Source organism: Cellulosimicrobium sp. JZ28, from assembly GCF_015327065.1.
Taxonomy (GTDB): Bacteria; Actinomycetota; Actinomycetes; order Actinomycetales; family Cellulomonadaceae; genus Cellulosimicrobium; species Cellulosimicrobium funkei.
This window is the reverse complement of the sequence record NZ_CP017660.1, coordinates 1,531,801-1,548,334: the sequence shown is the minus strand read 5'-3', so window position 1 is coordinate 1,548,334 and position 16,534 is coordinate 1,531,801. Positions and strand designations below refer to the sequence as shown.

Here is a 16,534-nt window from a genome sequence, read left to right as displayed (position 1 = left end):
GCGCTGGTGCGCGCTCGCGGGCCCTGCGGGCGGTAGCGTTCGGTGCGTGCACTTCGTGATCATGGGCTGCGGGCGCGTCGGTGCGACGCTCGCCCAGTCCCTCGAGTCGAGCGGCCACTCGGTCGCCGTCGTCGACCAGAACCCCGACGCGTTCCGGCGCCTGCCCGCGGAGTTCACGGGCAAGAAGGTGACCGGCGTCGGCTTCGACCGCGACACGCTCGTGCAGGCCGGGATCGAGGACGCGTACGCGTTCGCCGCCGTCTCCGACGGCGACAACTCGAACATCCTGTCCGCGCGCGTGGTCCGCGAGACGTTCGGCGTCGAGAAGGTCGTCGCGCGCATCTACGACCCGCAGCGCGCCGAGATCTACCAGCGGCTCGGCATCCCGACCGTGGCGACCGTGCGCTGGACCTCCGACCAGGTGCTGCGCCGCATGCTCCCGTTCGGCGCGACCGACGAGTACCGCGACCCGTCCGGGCGCGTGCGGCTCGCCCAGGTCGACTTCCACCCCGGCTGGATCGGCCGCACCGTGCGCGCCATCGAGGACGCGACCGAGGCGCGCGTCGCGTTCGTCAGCCGCTTCGGCGACGGCGTCCTCGTCACCGACCGCACCGTCCTGCAGGAGAACGACGTGCTGCACGTGCTCATGGACGACGAGCGGGCCGCCGTCGTCGAACGCAAGCTCACCCACGCACCGAAGGTCGAGGCCGAGTGATGCGCGTCGTCATCGCCGGGGCGGGCTCCGTCGGCCGCTCGATCGCCCGCGAGCTCCTCAGCCACGACCACGAGGTCATGCTCGTCGACAAGCAGCCCGCGGCGATGCGCGTCGCGCAGGTCGCGGACGCCGACTGGCTGCTCGCCGACGCGTGCGAGCTGTCGTCGCTCGCCGAGGCGAAGGTCGACGAGTGCGACGTCATCGTCGCCGCGACCGGCGACGACAAGGTGAACCTCGTCGTGTCGCTCCTCGCCAAGACCGAGTTCGGCGTGCCGCGCACGGTCGCGCGCGTCAACAACCCGAAGAACGAGTGGATGTTCGACGAGTCGTGGGGCGTCGACGTCGCCGTGTCCACGCCGCGCATCATGACGGCGATGGTCGAGGAGGCCGTCGCCGTGGGCGACCTCGTGCGCATCTTCACGTTCCACCAGTCCGGCGCGGACATCCTCGAGGTGACGCTGCCCCCGTCGTCACCGCTCCTCGGCCGACGCGTGGGCGAGGTGCGCTGGCCGGCGGACACCGTGCTCGCGGCGATCGTGCGCGGCACGCGCCCCATCGCGCCGAGCGCGGACGACACGCTCGAGGTCGGGGACGAGCTCCTGCTCGTCACGGGGAACGAGGCGGACGAGGGCGCGCTCGCGCGGCTGCTCGCCGGCGAGGACGAGGACGGCCCGACGGCGCCGGACGCGCCCGTCGAGGCTCCCGAGCTCGGCGGCGACCTGCTCTGACGGCGCGGCCCGCGCGACGGTGCGGCCTGGGCGACGGGGCGGCTACGCCGCGGGGCGCGGGCCGGCGGTCGCGGGGCGGCGCACCAGGATCCACGTGAGCCACAGCACGAGGGCCCACAGCGGGATCCCCATGACGAGGCGCGCGGTGCCGAGCCAGCCGACGTCGCCGTCGAGGTAGAGCGGCACCTGGACCGCGAGACGCGCCCCGAAGAGCCCGATCCACAGCCACGTCGCGGCGGTGTAGCGGCGCACGAGCGCGCGGTCCGACCGCCACGCCCGCGCCCAGCGGGCGAACGCGCCGGGCTCTCCCGCGCTCCCGGCGGCCGGCTCGGCGGGCTGCGGCGCGGGAACGTCCGCACCGTCGCGGGGCTCGCCGTCGGTCGCGTCCGCCGTCGTGCCGCCGGACGCCGTCCCCACGCCGAAGCCGCTGCGGAAGCCCTCCACGACGAGCCCGACGAGCGGCCAGCGGACCACCACGGACACGAGGAGCGCGACGAGGTACGCGGCGTTGGTCCACAGGCCCCACGCGAAGTAGTCCTGCGCCTCCCCCGAGCGCCACGCCCACAGGACGCCGATGCCGACCCCCAGCAGGCCGCCGAACGCCTGCGTCACGGGCGTGCGCTGGACGAGGCGCGCGGCGACGGCCACGAGGGCGGCCGCGACGGACGTGACGAGCGCCCAGCGCAGGTTGGTCGTCGCGACGTAGACGACCACGAACACGAGCCCGGGCGCGACGGACTCCACGAGCCCGCGCACGCCGCCGATCGCGTCGGCCACCGAGAAGTCCTCGCTCGCCAGCGCGCGCACGCCCCGGGCGCGGCCGTCCTCGGGCGCCGCGACGTCGTCGACGACCGTCTCGACCACCTCGGCGTCGTGCGCGACGGGCTCGGGCCCGCGTCCCGGGTCGGGGCGCCCGCCCACGGGGCCGCCGGTCGCGTCGCTGCTGCTCGTCATGTCGTGGCGTCCTCGGGGCTCGGGTGGGCGGCGCCGGCGGGAGGGCCGGTGCGGCCGGGTCGGGTGCGCAGGATCGTACGGCACGGCCGTCCACGACGGCCGCCGGGCTCACTCCCCCGGCTTGGCCAGCAGCTCGTAGCGCGGGTTGAAGATGGTGCGGCGGCCGTCGACGTCGCACACGAGCCCCTCGACGAGCGCGCGGCGCCCGGGCTCGATGCCCGCGATCCGGCGGCGCCCGAGCCAGACGAGGTCGACGACGCCGGACCCGTCGAAGAGCTCGACCTCGACGGTCGGCACGCCCTCGCGCGGGCGGAGCACGACGGACCGCAGGACGCCGGAGATCTTCGCGCGGCGGCGGTTCGGCAGCTCGGCGACGGCACGGCAGCCCTTCTGCCGGGCCGCCTCGGTGCGCTCCTCGTCGGCCGCGAGCTCCTCCTGGGAGGCGAGCGCGGTGCGCCAGGCGTCACGCAGGGTGGGGACCATGTCAGCGGATCTCCGTGATCTCCGGCCCACGGGTCAGCGGGTCGAACGACGGCGTCTCGGGGGCACCGGCCGGGGTCGGCGCCGGGGCGGCCTCCGGACCCTTGCCCGGCAGGTGCAGGGTGAGCAGGTCGCGCGGCGGGCGCGGGTTCTGGTCGCGCACGACGACGATGTTCGCGAACACGGTCTCGAGCAGGCGCGCCTCGGCCGGGTCGACCGCGGCCTTGCCGGTGAGCACGCCGCGCAGGAACCAGCGGGGGCCGTCGACGCCCACGAAGCGCGCGGGCCGCACGCCCGGGCGGCCGTCCGGCGTCTGCGCGGGGATGCGCGCGAGCAGCTCGCGCCCGAACGGGCCCGGCAGGTCGTCGACCGTGCCGCCCTGCTTGGTGACGGACGCCGCGATCTCGCCGCGGATCTCGTCCCAGATGCCCTCCGTGCGCGGCGCGGCGAACGCCTGCACCTGGAGCCCGGAGCCGCCGACCGCGCACGCCACGCCCGTGATGCGCTGCGTCTTCTTGTCGACCTCCATGCGCAGCTCCATGCCCGGCACGCCGGGGAGCCACACCGCGCCGAGGTCGAGGCGCGGGCCGCGCTCGGGCACCTGGGCGGAGTCGTACGGGCCGCGCGCGGGGGCCTCGGCGGCCGCCTCCGGGGCGGGCGCGCCGTCGCCGACCTGCTCGGACGTCGTGCCCGACGGCTCGGGCGACTCGGTCGGCTCGGACGACCTGGAGCGACGGAACAGACCCACGGACGAACTCCTTCACCTGCCCGACACTCGGCCGGGTCTCCTCACGGGGCGCTCGCCCCGCACTGATTCCACACTAGCCCGCGCAGCGGCGGGCCGGGTGCGCCGGTCAGAGCGCGGGCGTCCAGCCGCCGCTCGACCCGAACCCGCCCTCGCCGCGGTGCGAGCCGGGCAGGCGCTCGGCCTGCACGAACCGCGCCCGCTCGACCTTCTGGACGACGAGCTGCGCGACCCGGTCGCCGCGCCGCAGCACGACGGGCTCGCGCGCGTCGGTGTTGAGCAGCGTCACCTTGATCTCGCCGCGGTACCCGGCGTCCACGGTCCCCGGCGCGTTGACGACCGTGAGGCCGTGCTTGGCCGCGAGACCCGAGCGCGGGTGCACGAACGCCGCGTAGCCGTCGGGCAGCGCGATCGACACGCCCGTCGGGACCACGGCGCGCTCCCCCGGCGCCAGCTCGACGTCGACGGTCGTCACGAGGTCCGCACCCGCGTCGCCCGGGTGGGCGTAGGCGGGCAGGGGGACGTCGTCGAGGAGCGTGATGAGGACGTCGACGTCGCCGGTCGGGGGCTGCTGGTGGTTCGGCACCCGCAGAGCCTAGTGCGCGCGGCGCGCTGCGAGCACGTCGGCCGCGGTGCGCGGGGCTGGGATGATGGACCCATGACCGACGCCGCCGACCGCAGCACCCCGTCCTCGACCCGCGGAGCCGCCGGGACGCCCGGCACCGCGGGCACGGCCTCCTACCGCGAGCGCCTCGTCCCGGGCGTCGGCGGCTGGGCCGCGGCGCTCGGCTTCGCGCTCGTCCTCGGGATCGCCCTGTGGCCGGCGAGCCACGCCGTCGCCCTCGGGGTCGGCGGCCTGGCCGCCGTCGCGGGCGTCGTCGCGCTGTGGTGGACGTCGCCGGTCGTCGAGGTCGCCGACGGCGAGCTGCGCGCGGGGCGGGCCCACGTCCCGGCGTCGCTGCTCGGCCAGGTGACGACGCTCGACGCCGACGCGATGCGCGTCCAGCTCGGCCCCCGCCTCGACGCGCGCGCCTACGTGTGCCTGCGCGCGTGGGCGCGCACCGGGGTCCACGTGGTGCTCGAGGACCCGCAGGACCCGACGCCGTACTGGCTCGTCTCGACCCGGCACCCGCAGCGCCTGGCGGACGCGGTCCGCGCCGCGCACGCCGCCTGAGCGCGGGCGCACGCACGCGGCGGCGGGTCGTCCGCTCACCGCGCGCCCGCGTCCCGCTCGGCCTACGGGCCCCGCGGACGACGACGGCCGCCGCCCCGGGGAGGGGGCGGCGGCCGTCGGCCGTGGTGCGCGGCGGGTCAGGCGGCGCACTCCGAGCAGATCTGCTGGCCGTTCTTCTCGTAGGCGAGCTGGCTGCGGTGGTGCACGAGGAAACAGCTCGCGCACGTGAACTCGTCCGCCTGACGGGGAAGGACCCGGACGGAGAGCTCCTCGCCGGACAGGTCGGCACCGGGCAGCTCGAAGCCTTCGGCCGCCTCGGTCTCGTCCTCGTCAACGACGCCCGAGCTCTTGTCGGAGCGACGAGCCTGGAGCTCCTGGAGCGAGTCCTCGCTGAGCTCCTCTTCACTCTTGCGGGGGGCGTCGTAGTCTGTTGCCATCTGTGGGGTCACTCTCCGGAATATCGTCGATCGCGACTGTGCGCGTCCGGACCACCGGCGACGGCCGGTCGTGCCGGGCGGCACGGGTGCGGGGTGCGGGGGCACCCCGTGACGTGACGTGCCCCGAGGGGGTTCGTGGCACTGCACGCTCATCAATGCGCGGCGCACCGGAATTGTTCCCGGTGGGCCCCCGGATTCTGCACCATTTCCCTGAGTGATGCACCCTGTGGCCGGGCACCCGCCCGGGTGTCGTTGGTCACGGGTGCGCGGCACCCCGTACAGCACCCCGTCAGGAGTCGGAGTCCGCTCCCGCGTCCTCGAGGATCCGGACGAGCCGGGCGACCGCGTCGGGCGGTCCCGCGACCGTCATCTCGCGGTCCGCGGCGCGGCCCCGCAGGCCCGTCACGAGCGCCCCGGCCTCGTGCGCGACGAGCGCTCCCGCGGCCATGTCCCACGGGTTGAGACCGCGCTCGTAGTAGAGGTCGAGCTCGCCCGTGGCGACGAGGCACAGGTCGATCGCGGCCGAGCCGAGGCGGCGGATGTCGCGGACCTGCGGCAGCACGTCGAGCAGCACGCGGGCCTGCGCGCGGCGCCGGTCGGCGTCGTACCCGAAGCCCGTGCCGACGAGGCACTGGCCGAGGTCGGTCTCGGCGTTGACGTGCACGGGCCGGCCGTCGAGGGTCGCCCCCGCTCCCAGCCCCGCCGTCCACGTGCGGTCGTCGACGACGGAGTGCACCGCCCCGGCGAGCACCGTCCACTCCAGCGGGTCCGGCGGGCCGACCACCGCGGCGACCGACACCGCGTACGAGGCGACGCCGTAGAGGTAGTTCACCGTGCCGTCGACCGGGTCGATGACCCAGGTGACGCCCGACGTCCCGGCCGACGAGCCCTCCTCCTCGCCGAGGATCGCGTCGTCGGGGCGGGCGGCGGCGATGCCACGGCGCAGCAGCGCCTCGGAGTCGGCGTCCATCCGCGTCACGACGTCGGTCGCGGTCGACTTCGTCGCGGCCACCTCGACGCGGTCGGGGCGGCCGGAGCGGACCAGCTCGCCGGCCTCGCGCGCGAGGCGCTCGGCCAGGTCGCGCAGGTCGGCCACGGTGACGTCGTCGGGCTGCCGGGGGTCGTCGATGAAGAGGCGCACGGCTCACATCCTGCCCGACCCGCGGCGTGCCCGGCGACCTTCCCACGGGCCGGGCGCGGACCAGCCGAGGCGCAACGAGACGAGGCGGAAGCCGAACACGAGCGCGAGGACCGCCGCCTGCGAGAACGGCCCGAGCAGGTCCGCCTCGGCGAGCGCCGCGGTGAGCGCGGCCCCCGCGAGCGCCGGGATGGCGTAGAGCTGCTTGTCCTGGAACAGCAGCGGCACCTCGTTGGTCAGCAGGTCGCGCAGGATGCCGCCCCCCACGCCCGTGAGCACGCCCGCGAAGACCGCGGCGAGCGGGCCGACGCCGTACTCCAGGGCCTTCATGGTCCCGGACAGCACGAAGAGCGCGAGGGCCCCGGCGTCGAGCACGATGATGCTGCGCCGCAGCCGCTCGAGCCGCGGGTGCCAGAAGAACGTGACGACGCCCGCGAGCGCGGCGACGGCCACGAGCCGCCAGTCCGAGATGCCGACGGGCGGGATCGCCCCGATGAGGACGTCGCGCAGGAGCCCGCCGCCCAGTCCCGCGGCCCACGCGAGCACGAGGACGCCGACGAGGTCGAACCGCTTGCGCACCGCGGCGAGCCCGCCGGACAGCGCCGCGAAGAACACGCCGCCGAGCTCGAGGGCGTCGCCGGGCACGAGGTCGAGGATCACCCCCGCATCATCCCAGCCACGGCCCGCTGGGGCCGGGCCGGGACCGGGCCGGGCCGGTGCGAATGGGCGGCACACCGCGCGTGCTGCGCCGCTCGGGGATGGGACGATGGCACCCTCGAGGGAGCGGTGGCGCGGGCGTCGCGGTCCACGGCGCACGGCGGTCCGGCACGCGGCCGGCCCCGGGCGACTGGGACGGCACACGAGCGGCACACGAGCGGCACCGCGAGCGCCACCGGGCGCGGCGACACGGGAGGGTCCATGGACGAGCTGGAGCTGGTGAGACTGCACGAGGACGGGGAGCACCTCGTCCTGCGCGCGACGGGTGGCGCGCAGTTCGTGCTGCCCATCACCGAGGCGCTGCGCGCGGCCGTACGGCGCGACCGCCCGCACCTGGAGCACCTGCGCGCGGAGGGCGAGCGCAACCTCGCCCCGCGCGAGATCCAGGCCCGGCTGCGCGCCGGGGACTCCGTGGAGGCGGTCGCCGAGGCCGCGGGGCTCGGGGTCGAGCACGTGCGCCGGTTCGCCGGCCCGGTCGTCGCCGAGCAGGAGTACGTCGTCGAGCGCGTGCGCGGGCTGCGCCCGGGGCACGACGAGGACTCCCCGACGGTGGGCGAGCTCGTCGCGCAGCGGCTCGCCGCGCGCGACGTCGACGCCGCAGCGGTCGCGTGGACCGCGGCGCGCGCGCACGGCTCCCCGTGGGTCGTGACGGCGACGTTCGAGGCCGGCACCGGCGAGCGGACGGCCCGCTGGACCTACGACCCGGCGACGCGCGCGCTGCAGGCGCTCGACGACGAGGCCCGCTGGCTCTCCGGGACGGACGCCCCGCGCGACCCGGCGCCGGGGGCCGTGGCGGTGTTCGACGTGGACGCGACCGCGCGCGGCGCCCGCGGCCTGCGGGCCGCACCGCCCGCCGACGACGGGACGGCCGAGCTGCTCGACGACCTGAGCCAGCGGCGCGGCGTGCGCCCGCGCAAGGACCCGGCGCCCGCGGGCGACGCCGTCGGGCAGGAGCCGTTCGAGGGCTTCGGTCCGCTCGCCCCCGGCAACCGTGAGCAGGACGAGGACGACGGCGGGTTCTCCGGCAGCCTGCCCGCGGGCGCGACCGTGGTGCACCTGCCGACCATCCGGCCCCCGCAGGGCCTGGTCGCCGCCGCCGACGCGTCCGAGGACGGCCCCGACGAGCCCGGGCGCCCGCAGACCGCGCCGTCCGGGGAGGCGGGCGCGGACGACGACGCCCCGTCGGCGTCCGACGCCGACGGCGCCTCGAGCACGGTGCGGCCCCCGGCCGCGCGCGAGGCCCGCAAGGGCAAGAACCGGTCGCGCGCGAAGGTCCCGAGCTGGGACGAGATCGTGTTCGGGGCCCGCCCCGAGTGACGCGAGCGGCGCGTCAGCGCGGCAGGTCGAGCGGCAGGCCGTCCTCCGTCGCGTGCCGGCGAGCGACCGCCGTCGTCATGCGCCGCATGTGGTGGCGCCGGCAGAGCACCTCGTAGCCGATCTCCCCCGAGCCGGCCCGGACGTCCCCGACGACGACCTGGTCGCCCTCGACGACCATGCGCCCGTCCACCGTGCGCGCGTTGTGCGTGGCGCGCCGCCCGCACCAGCACAGCGACTCGACCTGGAGGACCTCGACCCGGTCCGCGAGCTCGATGAGGCGTGCGGAGCCCGGGAACAGGCGCGTGCGGAAGTCGGCCGTGATGCCGAACGCGAAGACGTCGATCTCCGTCTCGTCGACGAGGCGCGCGAGCTGCTCGACCTGCGCCGGGGAGTAGAACTGCGCCTCGTCGCACACCAGGTAGTCCACGGGCACCGGCTCGGCGGTGACGAGCGACCAGAAGTCGGTGTCGTCGTGGACCTCGCGCGCGACGACCTCGAGACCGAGGCGCGAGGAGAGGCGGTCAGACCCGGCGCGGTCGTCGCGCGAGAAGATCAGCCCGCGGCGGCCGCGCGCGGCGTGGTTGTGGTCGAGCTGGAGCGCCAGGGTGGACTTGCCGCAGTCCATGGTCCCGGAGAAGAAGACGAGCTCTGCCATCGGCGGTCCTCCGCGAGGTCGGTCGGTGCGTCCGCGCCGGGTGGCTCCGGCGCGACGGGACGCGGTCGGGTCAGGTGGCCGCGACGAGCAGCGGCACGCGCATCTCGCGCTCGGTGAGCGAGCCGTGCACGCCCACGAGCGTGAGCGACGCGGGCGTCTGGGTGCGCGAGTCGACGACGGTCGCCCGCCCCCGCAGCGCGACCATCACGTCACCGGCGGAGGCGACGGCCTCGGGCCGAGGGTCGGGCCCGAGGAATCCCCGGGCGAGCATCTCGTCCCGCTCCAGCACGAGCGCGTCGTCGCCGAGGACGTCGCGCCAGCGCGCGGCGACGGCCGCCGTCTGGCCGGGCTCGGTGTACACGTGGACCGCGCGCGGCTCGCCGCCGACGAGCTCGACGCCGCGGGCGAGCGCGGGGTCGGTCGCGACGTCGCGGCGCAGCGCCGGGTCGACGTCGACCATGCCGTGGTCCGCGGTGACGAGCACGAGCGTGCCGCGCGGCACCGACCGCACGAGGCGCGCGAGCTCGCGGTCGAGCGCCTCGAGCTCGTCGCCCCACTGCCACGACGCGCTGCCGTGGTGGTGGCCCGCCTTGTCCACCTCGCCCCAGTAGAGGTAGACGAGACCGGGCCGGGACAGCGCGCGGACGGCCGCGTCGACGCGCCCCGCCAGCGGCTCGGCGGCCGCGTACGTGCCGCCCCGCAGCGCGGCGACCGTCATGCCCGACCCGGCGAACCGGGCGGGGCCGGTGGACGTCACCGCGACGCCCGCCCCGGCCAGGCGCGCGAGCACCGGCTCCTCGCGCTGGAGCTCGGCGGGCGCGGGCGCGCCCTCCCACGACACCATGTTGGCGAGGCCGCGCGTCACCGGGTTGCGCTGCGTGTACCCGAGCATGCCCGTGCGGCCCGGCGCGGTGCCCGTGCCGAACGCGCCGATCGCGGCGGCGGTCGTGCTGGGGAACGTCGAGGTGAGGGGCCGCGCGTCGGGCAGGAGCGAGCGTAGGAACGGGGCGTGCCCCGCGCGCTCGGCGAGGTTGAGGTGGCCGAGGCCGTCGACCAGCACGACGCACACGCGCTCGGCGCGCGGCAGGTCGAACGCGCCGCGCGCCGTCTCGCTCACGAGCCCCGTGGCGGTGGTCAGGCCGACGCCGAGCGCGCCCGCGGCGGCGGGCAGGACGGCCGCGAGGCCGCCTGTCCCGTGCTCCGGCGCGAGCAGGCCCGGAGGGAGCGCCGGGTCGGCGACCGGGGCCGGCGCGCCCGCGGGTGCCTCGCTCACCGGGCGCTGTGCCGCGTGGTCGAGCGCGACAGGGCCCGCGCGAAGTCCACCGCGGCCCGGACGGCGTCGCGGCCCTCCGCCTCGGCGCTCACGCGGACGACGACGTCGTCGGGCGTGATCTGGCCGGTGAGCCCGTGATCGGCGTCGCACGCGGGGTCGGGGCAGCCGGCGGGCTCGAGGTCGACGCGCGAGACCGCGCCCCAGCCGAGCGCGAGCGTGACCTCGAGCGGCGCGGCGCCCGCACGGTGCTCGTGCGGCTCGGCCACGACGTGCGTGAGCGAGACGGACCGCACCTCGGACAGGGGCACGGCCTCGGTCGTGGCGGCGGCGGAGGCCGACGGGTTCTCGCTGTCCGCCGGGTGGTCGTCGACGTGCGCCGTGACGAGCCGCGTGGGCGTGAGGACGAGCACCGTGAGGTGGCGGCGCACCTCGGTCGCGTCGAACGTCGTCTCCGGGAGCACGAGGTGCGAGACGATCTCCTCCCCCGCGACCGCGAGGTCGAGGACGTCCGCGACGAGCTCCGGGTAGTAGCCGGCGCGGTGGAGCTGGGTCGTCAGGTCGGTCCAGGCGTTGGAGGTAGCAGAGGGCACCCGCGCATTGTCCCATCCGGCGCCGGGCCGGGGCCACCCGCCGTCGGGGGCCCGGGCGGGTCGCGGTCGGCCCGTCAGCCCGGCAGGGCCCGCCGGAGCGCGTCGGCCCGCTGGGCGTCGGCGAGCGTGACGCGCGCGCTGAGGACCGCGGCCCCGTGCTCCGAGACGACGACGGGGTACAGCTCGAGGCTGCGGACCTCGGGCAGGTCGTCCGCGAGCACGGACACGCGCGCCAGGACGTCCTCGAGCGCGGCGGTGGCCACCACGTGCGTGCCCATGTAGCCGAACAGGCGCGGCGCGGCCCGCACCGAGCGGACCATCGCCGCGACGTCGACGTCGGTCAGGGGCGGCACGCCGTACGCGACGTCGCCGAGGAGGTCGACGGCGTCGCCCGCGAGCCCGAACGAGACGACGGGCCCGAAGAGCTGGTCCTCGGTCGAGCGGACCACGCACGCGACCCCGGCGTCGGCCATCGCCTGGACCTCGAACGGCTCGTCCGCGGCGCCCGGCAGCACGGCCGCGAGCGCCTCGCGCATCTGCGCGAAGTCCGTGCGCAGCTCGGTCTCGTCCGCGATGTCCAGCCGCACGCCGCCGAGGTCGGCCCGGTGCCGCAGGCCTGCCGCGGTGCTCTTGAGCACCACGGGCCAGCCGACCTCGCGCGCCGCCTCGACCGCCTCGTCGGCGGTGCGCACCCGGCGCGCGGGCCAGACCCGCACGCCGTAGCACGCGAGCAGCTCCGCCGTCGTCGTCGGGTCGAGGTCGACGGCGTCCTGACCGGCGAGCGCCTCCTCGACGAGCGCGCGCGCCCGCACCGGGTCGACGCCGGCCGGCCGCACGGGCGTGCCGTGGTCGGCCTCGCGCCAGCGCGCGTAGCGCACGACCGCGCCGAGCGCGGCGACGGCGTCCTCCGGCGTCGAGTAGGCGGGGACGCGCACGGGGGCCGCCCCGCTCTCCGCCCCCGGAGCTTGGGCCGAGAGCTCGTCGGTGAGGCCGTGCAGGCCGAGCATGCTCGCCACGGTCGTGCGGCCCGTGCGAGCGGCCGCGTCCGCGACGGCGAGCGAGACGTCCGCGCGGCGGGGCCCGACGACCGGGACCTGCACCACGACGACGACGTCGCACGCGTCGGGCGCGTAGAGCGCGTCGACCGTGGCGGCGAGCTCGTCGGCGGACGCGTCCTCGGGCAGGAAGTCCGAGCGCGCGACGACGAGACCCGCCGAGGAGGACGCCTCGGCGACGAGCGCGGCGAGCGACGCGGAGCTCGCGAGGATGCCGACGCGGCGCCCGGCCGGGAGCGGCTGGTGCGCGAGGAGCTGGGCGATGTCGATCATGTGGTGCGTGTTCTCGGCGCGGATGACGCCGGACTGCCGCAGCATCTCCTCGAGCGTCCGCCGCGGCGCTCGCGTCGAGCGGACCGCGTGCCCCGGCGGCACGACGTGCCCCGAGCGCCCGGCCGTGACCACGACGACGGGCTTGACCGACGCGAGGCGGCGCGCGATGCGCGAGAACTTGCGCGGGTTGCCGATGGACTCGAGGTAGAGGCACACGACCTGCGTCGTGGCGTCGTCCTGCCAGTACTGCATGAGGTCGTTGCCCGAGACGTCCGCGCGGTGCCCGGCGGACAGGAACGACGACACGCCCAGGCCGCGCCGCGCCGTCGTCGCGAGGAGCGTCACGGCCATGGGCGCGGACTGGCTGAACAGGCCCACCACGCCGGGGGCCGGCAGGTCGTGGGCGAGGGTCGCGGCGAGCGCCGGGCGGTCGGGCGCGTCGCCCGTGCGCAGCAGCCCGTAGCTCGCGGGCCCGACGACGCGCAGGCCCGCCGTGTGCGCGACGCGCAGGAGCTCGCGCTGCAGCGCGAGCCCGTCCGGGCCCGTCTCGGCGAAGCCGGCCGACAGCACGACGACGCCGCGCACCTCGAGGCGCGCGAGCCGGCGGACGGCGTCGATCGCCGCGGGCGGGGGCAGCGCGACGACGGCGAGGTCGACGGGACCGGGCACGTCGGCGAGGGTCGCGGACCGCCGCTCCTCCCCCGGGCCGCGCGCGGCACCCACGACGTGGACCGTCACGTCGCTGCGCTCGAGCGCGGCGAGCGCGCGCTGCGCGAGCAGGCGGTCGAGGGCCTCGCCGTCGTGCTCCGCGCGCGCGTCGGCCGGGGCGTCGGGACCGACGAGCACGACGCTCGTGGCGCCCAGCAGCCCCTGCATGCTCCGGGCCTCCGCGCGGTGCTCGCGGTCGGCCATGACGGCCCGGGACCGCTCCGTGGGGTCGAGGTCGACGCTGACCTGGACGAAGCCGTCGTCCATCTGCTGGCGCACGTCGTACCCCGCCTCGCGGAACACCGCGAGCATCTTGCCGTTCTGGGGCAGCACCTCGGCCGTGAAGCGGCGCACGCCGCGCTCGCGCGCCGCCGCGGCGACGTGCTCCAGCAGCACGGAGCCCAGGCCCCGGCCCTGCGCGGAGTCGGCGATGTTGAAGGCGACCTCCGCCTCGGCGGGGCCGGTGCGGTCGAACCGCGCGACCCCGATGATGTCCTCGCCGCCGTCCCCGGGGGCGCCGTCGCGCGGGCGCACCGCGACGAGCGCGACGCGGTCCACGTGGTCGACGCGCGTGAAGCGCTCGAGGTCGCGCTCGGACAGCCGCTCCATGGGCGCGAAGAACCGCAGGTAGGTGGAGCGCTCGGACTGGCCGACGTGGAAGCGCTGGAGCGCGTCGGCGTCCTCGGGGCGGATGGGGCGCACGTGCGTGGTGGTCCCGTCGCGCAGCACGACGTCGGCCTCCCACTCCACCGGGTACCGGTCCGGGTCCCGCCCCGGCGCGTCGTCGTCCACGACCCCAGGCTATGCGGTCGCGCGCGCGGTGCGCCTGCGCCACCCCGGCCCGAGCCGGGAGGACAATGGTCCCGGCAGGTGGTCCCGGCACGTGCCGTGGCAGGCGCCGTGGCGCCGCGTGTCGGACCCGTGGCGTACCCTCGCGTGCGGCACGAACCCGCAGCACCCCGGCCGGCCCAGCACCGGCCACGACGGCACAGACCCCGCGCCACCGCGGCGCACCGAACGGCAGGAGCCCGCAGGCCCATGGCGCGCAAGTCCTCGACCCCCTCGATCGACCCGGCCGAGGTGAACGAGAAGATCGTCGACGTCGACGTCCAGGCGGAGATGGAGACGTCGTTCCTCGAGTACGCCTACTCCGTCATCTACTCGCGCGCCCTGCCCGACGCGCGGGACGGCCTCAAGCCCGTCCAGCGCCGCATCCTCTACATGATGGCCGACATGGGGCTGCGCCCCGACCGCGCCCACGTGAAGTCGGCGCGCGTCGTCGGCGAGGTCATGGGCAAGCTGCACCCGCACGGCGACGCCGCGATCTACGACGCGCTCGTGCGCCTCTCCCAGGACTTCTCGCTCCGGCTGCCGCTGGTCGACGGGCACGGTAACTTCGGCACGCTCGACGACGGCCCCGCCGCCTCCCGGTACACCGAGGCGCGTCTCGCGCCGCCGTCGCTCGCGATGACGGCAGGGCTCGACGAGGACGTCGTCGACTTCGTGCCGAACTACGACAACAAGCTCCAGCAGCCCGAGGTCCTGCCCGCCGCGATCCCCAACCTGCTGGTCAACGGCGCGTCGGGCATCGCGGTCGGCATGGCGACCAACATGGCGCCGCACAACCTCGTCGAGGTCGTCGCCGCGGCACGCCACCTCGTCGCGCACCCGGACGCCGACCTCGAGGCGCTCATGCGGTTCGTGCCCGGCCCGGACCTGCCGACGGGCGGCAAGATCGTCGGCCTCGACGGCGTCCGCGACGCCTACCGCACGGGCCGCGGGACGTTCCGCACGCGCGCCACGGCACGCGTCGAGAACCTCACGCCGCGCCGCAAGGGCATCGTCATCACCGAGCTGCCCTACCTCGTCGGCCCGGAGAAGGTGATCGAGAAGATCGCCGAGGGCGTCAAGACGAAGAAGATCCAGGGCATCACGGCCGCGACCGACCTCACGGACCGCGAGCACGGGCTGCGCATCGTCGTCGAGGTGAAGACGGGCTTCAACCCCGAGGCGGTGCTGGAGCAGCTCTACAAGTTCACGCCGCTCGAGGACTCGTTCGGCATGAACAACGTCGCGCTCGTCGACGGCCAGCCGCGCACGCTCGGCCTGCGGGAGATGCTGTCGGTGTGGGTCGACCACCGGATCGACGTGGTCCGCCGTCGCTCGGCCTACCGCCTGCGCAAGCGGTCCGAGCGGCTGCACCTCGTGGACGGCCTGCTCGTCGCCATCGTCGACATCGACGAGGTCATCCAGGTGATCCGCTCGTCCGACGACACCGCGACCGCCCGCGGGCGCCTGCAGACGGTGTTCGACCTGTCCGAGCCGCAGGCGGAGTACATCCTCGAGCTCCAGCTGCGCCGCCTCACCAAGTTCTCGCGCATCGAGCTCGAGAAGGAGCAGGAGACGCTGCGCCGCGAGATCGAGGAGCTCCAGGAGATCCTCGGCAGCGACGCACGGCTGCGCGCCGTGGTGTCGGGCGAGATGGCCGACGTCGCGAAGACGTACGGCACCCCGCGCCGCACGATCCTGCTGGAGTCCGCGGGCGCGGCACCGACGACGACCGCGGCGGTCCCGCTCGAGGTCGCCGACACCACGTGCTGGGCGTTGTTCTCCGCGACCGGGCTCCTCGCGCGCACGAGCGACGAGACGGAGCCCGCGCGCTCGGGGCCGCGCGCCGCGCACGACGTGCTGCGCGCCGCCGTCCGCACGACCGCGCGCGGCGAGGTCGGCCTCGTCACGAGCCGGGGCCGCATGCTGCGCGTGTCCGTGCTCGACCTGCCCGCCCTCCCGCCGACGGACAACGCGCCGAGCCTGTCCGGCGGCGTCCCGCTCAGCGAGGTCGTCGCGCTCGAGCCGGGCGAGGAGGCGGTGACCATCACGTCGCTCGACCCCGACGCTCCCCCGCTCGCGCTCGGCACCGCGCAGGGCGTCGTCAAGCGCGTCACGCCGGGCGACGTGCCGGGCAACCGCGACGAGTGGGAGGTCATCGGGCTCAAGGACGGCGACACCGTCGTGGGCGCGGCGCCCGCGACGGACGCCGACGAGCTCGTCTTCGTCTCCAGCGACGCGTCCCTGCTGCACTTCGACGCGTCGGCCGTGCGGCCCCAGGGCCGCCCGGCCGGCGGCATGGCCGGCATCCGGCTCGCCGACGGCCAGCGGGTCGCGTTCTTCGGCGTCGTCCCGGCCGACGTGCGCGACCTCGGCGTCGTCGTCACCGTCGCCGGGTCGTCCGACGCGCTCCCCGGGACCCAGACCGGCGCCGGCAAGGTGACCCCGTACGAGCTCTACCCCGGCAAGGGCCGCGGGACCGGCGGCGTCCGCGCGCACCGGTTCCTCAAGGGCGAGGACGCGCTCATCCTCGCGTGGGTCGGGCAGGGTCCGGCGCGCGCGACGGGGTCGGGCGGGCAGTCGGTCGACCTGCCCCCGGTCGACCAGCGCCGCGACGGGTCGGGCACGCCGCTCGCGTCCCCGGTCACGGCCGTCGGGTAGCGCTCGACCCTCGCGCCCGGTCCGCGTCGTGCGCCGGCGGGATGCCCCACGCGCGCCCGCCCTTGCGAGTGCACGGGATCGGGGCA

The 16,534-nt window shown here is 76.3% G+C and carries 16 protein-coding genes; 5 read left to right on the top strand and 11 right to left on the bottom strand.

Annotation, left to right across the window (positions count from 1 at the left end; translation table 11 throughout):
• The first annotated feature begins 61 nt into the window (after positions 1-61).
• Together BJP59_RS07095 and BJP59_RS07090 are read left to right on the top strand one after the other, a co-directional pair.
• Entirely contained in the window at positions 62-715 is a 654-nt protein-coding gene (locus BJP59_RS07095) for a potassium channel family protein (RefSeq protein ID WP_031316042.1), read from the top strand.
• On the top strand, positions 715-1,443 hold the full coding sequence (locus tag BJP59_RS07090) for a potassium channel family protein (protein ID WP_085388779.1): 729 nt from the start codon (positions 715-717) through the stop codon (positions 1,441-1,443). Before BJP59_RS07095 ends, BJP59_RS07090 begins: the two co-directional genes overlap by 1 nt.
• Before the next feature lie 42 nt (positions 1,444-1,485).
• Here BJP59_RS07090 and BJP59_RS07085 read toward each other — a convergent pair whose 3' ends face one another.
• The 4 genes from BJP59_RS07085 to dut form a co-directional block, all read right to left on the bottom strand.
• Positions 1,486-2,397, bottom strand: coding sequence for a DUF3159 domain-containing protein (locus tag BJP59_RS07085; RefSeq protein WP_194522560.1), 912 nt, complete (start codon positions 2,395-2,397; stop codon positions 1,486-1,488).
• Between the two features lie 108 nt (positions 2,398-2,505).
• The gene (locus tag BJP59_RS07080) at positions 2,506-2,880 is read right to left on the bottom strand and encodes an OB-fold nucleic acid binding domain-containing protein (RefSeq protein ID WP_034652381.1); all 375 of its coding nucleotides are present in this window, start codon (positions 2,878-2,880) and stop codon (positions 2,506-2,508) included.
• 1 nt (position 2,881) lies between these two features.
• Positions 2,882-3,625 carry a DUF3710 domain-containing protein gene (locus BJP59_RS07075; protein WP_076404957.1) on the bottom strand — a complete coding sequence of 248 codons (744 nt, stop codon included), beginning with the start codon at positions 3,623-3,625 and terminating at the stop codon, positions 2,882-2,884.
• A 106-nt stretch (positions 3,626-3,731) separates the two neighbouring features.
• Positions 3,732-4,208, bottom strand: coding sequence for a dUTP diphosphatase (dut, locus tag BJP59_RS07070; RefSeq protein WP_442861533.1), 477 nt, complete (start codon positions 4,206-4,208; stop codon positions 3,732-3,734).
• Between the two features lie 72 nt (positions 4,209-4,280).
• Here dut and BJP59_RS07065 point away from each other — a divergent pair, with 72 nt between their 5' ends.
• On the top strand, positions 4,281-4,796 hold the full coding sequence (locus BJP59_RS07065; RefSeq protein WP_034652389.1) for a DUF3093 domain-containing protein: 516 nt from the start codon (positions 4,281-4,283) through the stop codon (positions 4,794-4,796).
• Between the two features lie 137 nt (positions 4,797-4,933).
• On the opposite strand, the gene BJP59_RS07060 is transcribed toward BJP59_RS07065, so the two are convergent.
• From BJP59_RS07060 to BJP59_RS07050, 3 genes are all read right to left on the bottom strand, one after another.
• Positions 4,934-5,233: a DUF4193 domain-containing protein gene (locus BJP59_RS07060; protein WP_021483601.1), complete on the bottom strand. Its 300-nt coding sequence runs from the start codon at positions 5,231-5,233 to the stop codon at positions 4,934-4,936.
• Positions 5,234-5,522: 289 nt separating this feature from the next.
• Positions 5,523-6,374, bottom strand: a complete 852-nt coding sequence (locus tag BJP59_RS07055) for an inositol monophosphatase family protein (RefSeq protein ID WP_228485320.1) — start codon at positions 6,372-6,374, stop codon at positions 5,523-5,525.
• Positions 6,375-6,377: 3 nt separating this feature from the next.
• Positions 6,378-7,031 carry a trimeric intracellular cation channel family protein gene (locus BJP59_RS07050; protein ID WP_194522559.1) on the bottom strand — a complete coding sequence of 218 codons (654 nt, stop codon included), beginning with the start codon at positions 7,029-7,031 and terminating at the stop codon, positions 6,378-6,380.
• A 258-nt stretch (positions 7,032-7,289) separates the two neighbouring features.
• Between BJP59_RS07050 and sepH the strand changes: the two genes are divergently transcribed.
• Entirely contained in the window at positions 7,290-8,405 is a 1,116-nt protein-coding gene (sepH, locus tag BJP59_RS07045; protein ID WP_194522558.1) for a septation protein SepH, read from the top strand.
• Between the two features lie 13 nt (positions 8,406-8,418).
• On the opposite strand, the gene BJP59_RS07040 is transcribed toward sepH, so the two are convergent.
• The 4 genes from BJP59_RS07040 to BJP59_RS07025 all read right to left on the bottom strand — a co-directional run bounded on the left by BJP59_RS07040 (position 8,419) and on the right by BJP59_RS07025 (position 13,751).
• The gene (locus tag BJP59_RS07040; protein ID WP_021482148.1) at positions 8,419-9,060 is read right to left on the bottom strand and encodes a thymidine kinase; all 642 of its coding nucleotides are present in this window, start codon (positions 9,058-9,060) and stop codon (positions 8,419-8,421) included.
• Positions 9,061-9,130: 70 nt separating this feature from the next.
• Complete coding sequence (locus tag BJP59_RS07035) at positions 9,131-10,333, bottom strand: alkaline phosphatase family protein (protein WP_194522557.1); 1,203 nt, start codon at positions 10,331-10,333, stop codon at positions 9,131-9,133.
• Positions 10,330-10,923, bottom strand: a complete 594-nt coding sequence (locus BJP59_RS07030; protein ID WP_043652060.1) for a DUF5998 family protein — start codon at positions 10,921-10,923, stop codon at positions 10,330-10,332. Before BJP59_RS07030 ends, BJP59_RS07035 begins: the two co-directional genes overlap by 4 nt.
• A 74-nt stretch (positions 10,924-10,997) precedes the next feature.
• Positions 10,998-13,751 (bottom strand): bifunctional acetate--CoA ligase family protein/GNAT family N-acetyltransferase, encoded by a 2,754-nt coding sequence (locus BJP59_RS07025; RefSeq protein ID WP_194522556.1) that lies wholly within the window; start codon positions 13,749-13,751, stop codon positions 10,998-11,000.
• A 246-nt stretch (positions 13,752-13,997) separates the two neighbouring features.
• Here BJP59_RS07025 and BJP59_RS07020 point away from each other — a divergent pair, with 246 nt between their 5' ends.
• On the top strand, positions 13,998-16,448 hold the full coding sequence (locus BJP59_RS07020; RefSeq protein ID WP_194522555.1) for a DNA gyrase/topoisomerase IV subunit A: 2,451 nt from the start codon (positions 13,998-14,000) through the stop codon (positions 16,446-16,448).
• Positions 16,449-16,534 lie beyond the last annotated feature (86 nt).

Bases quoted from the DNA above. Each gene is read 5' to 3' on its own strand.
- BJP59_RS07095 (WP_031316042.1), top strand. From the start codon at position 62: ATGGGCTGCGGGCGCGTCGGTGCGACGCTCGCCCAGTCCCTCGAGTCG.
- BJP59_RS07090 (WP_085388779.1), top strand. From the start codon at position 715: ATGCGCGTCGTCATCGCCGGGGCGGGCTCCGTCGGCCGCTCGATCGCC.
- BJP59_RS07085 (WP_194522560.1), bottom strand. From the start codon at position 2,397: ATGACGAGCAGCAGCGACGCGACCGGCGGCCCCGTGGGCGGGCGCCCC.
- BJP59_RS07080 (WP_034652381.1), bottom strand. From the start codon at position 2,880: ATGGTCCCCACCCTGCGTGACGCCTGGCGCACCGCGCTCGCCTCCCAG.
- BJP59_RS07065 (WP_034652389.1), top strand. From the start codon at position 4,281: ATGACCGACGCCGCCGACCGCAGCACCCCGTCCTCGACCCGCGGAGCC.
- BJP59_RS07060 (WP_021483601.1), bottom strand. From the start codon at position 5,233: ATGGCAACAGACTACGACGCCCCCCGCAAGAGTGAAGAGGAGCTCAGC.
- sepH (WP_194522558.1), top strand. From the start codon at position 7,290: ATGGACGAGCTGGAGCTGGTGAGACTGCACGAGGACGGGGAGCACCTC.
- BJP59_RS07040 (WP_021482148.1), bottom strand. From the start codon at position 9,060: ATGGCAGAGCTCGTCTTCTTCTCCGGGACCATGGACTGCGGCAAGTCC.
- BJP59_RS07020 (WP_194522555.1), top strand. From the start codon at position 13,998: ATGGCGCGCAAGTCCTCGACCCCCTCGATCGACCCGGCCGAGGTGAAC.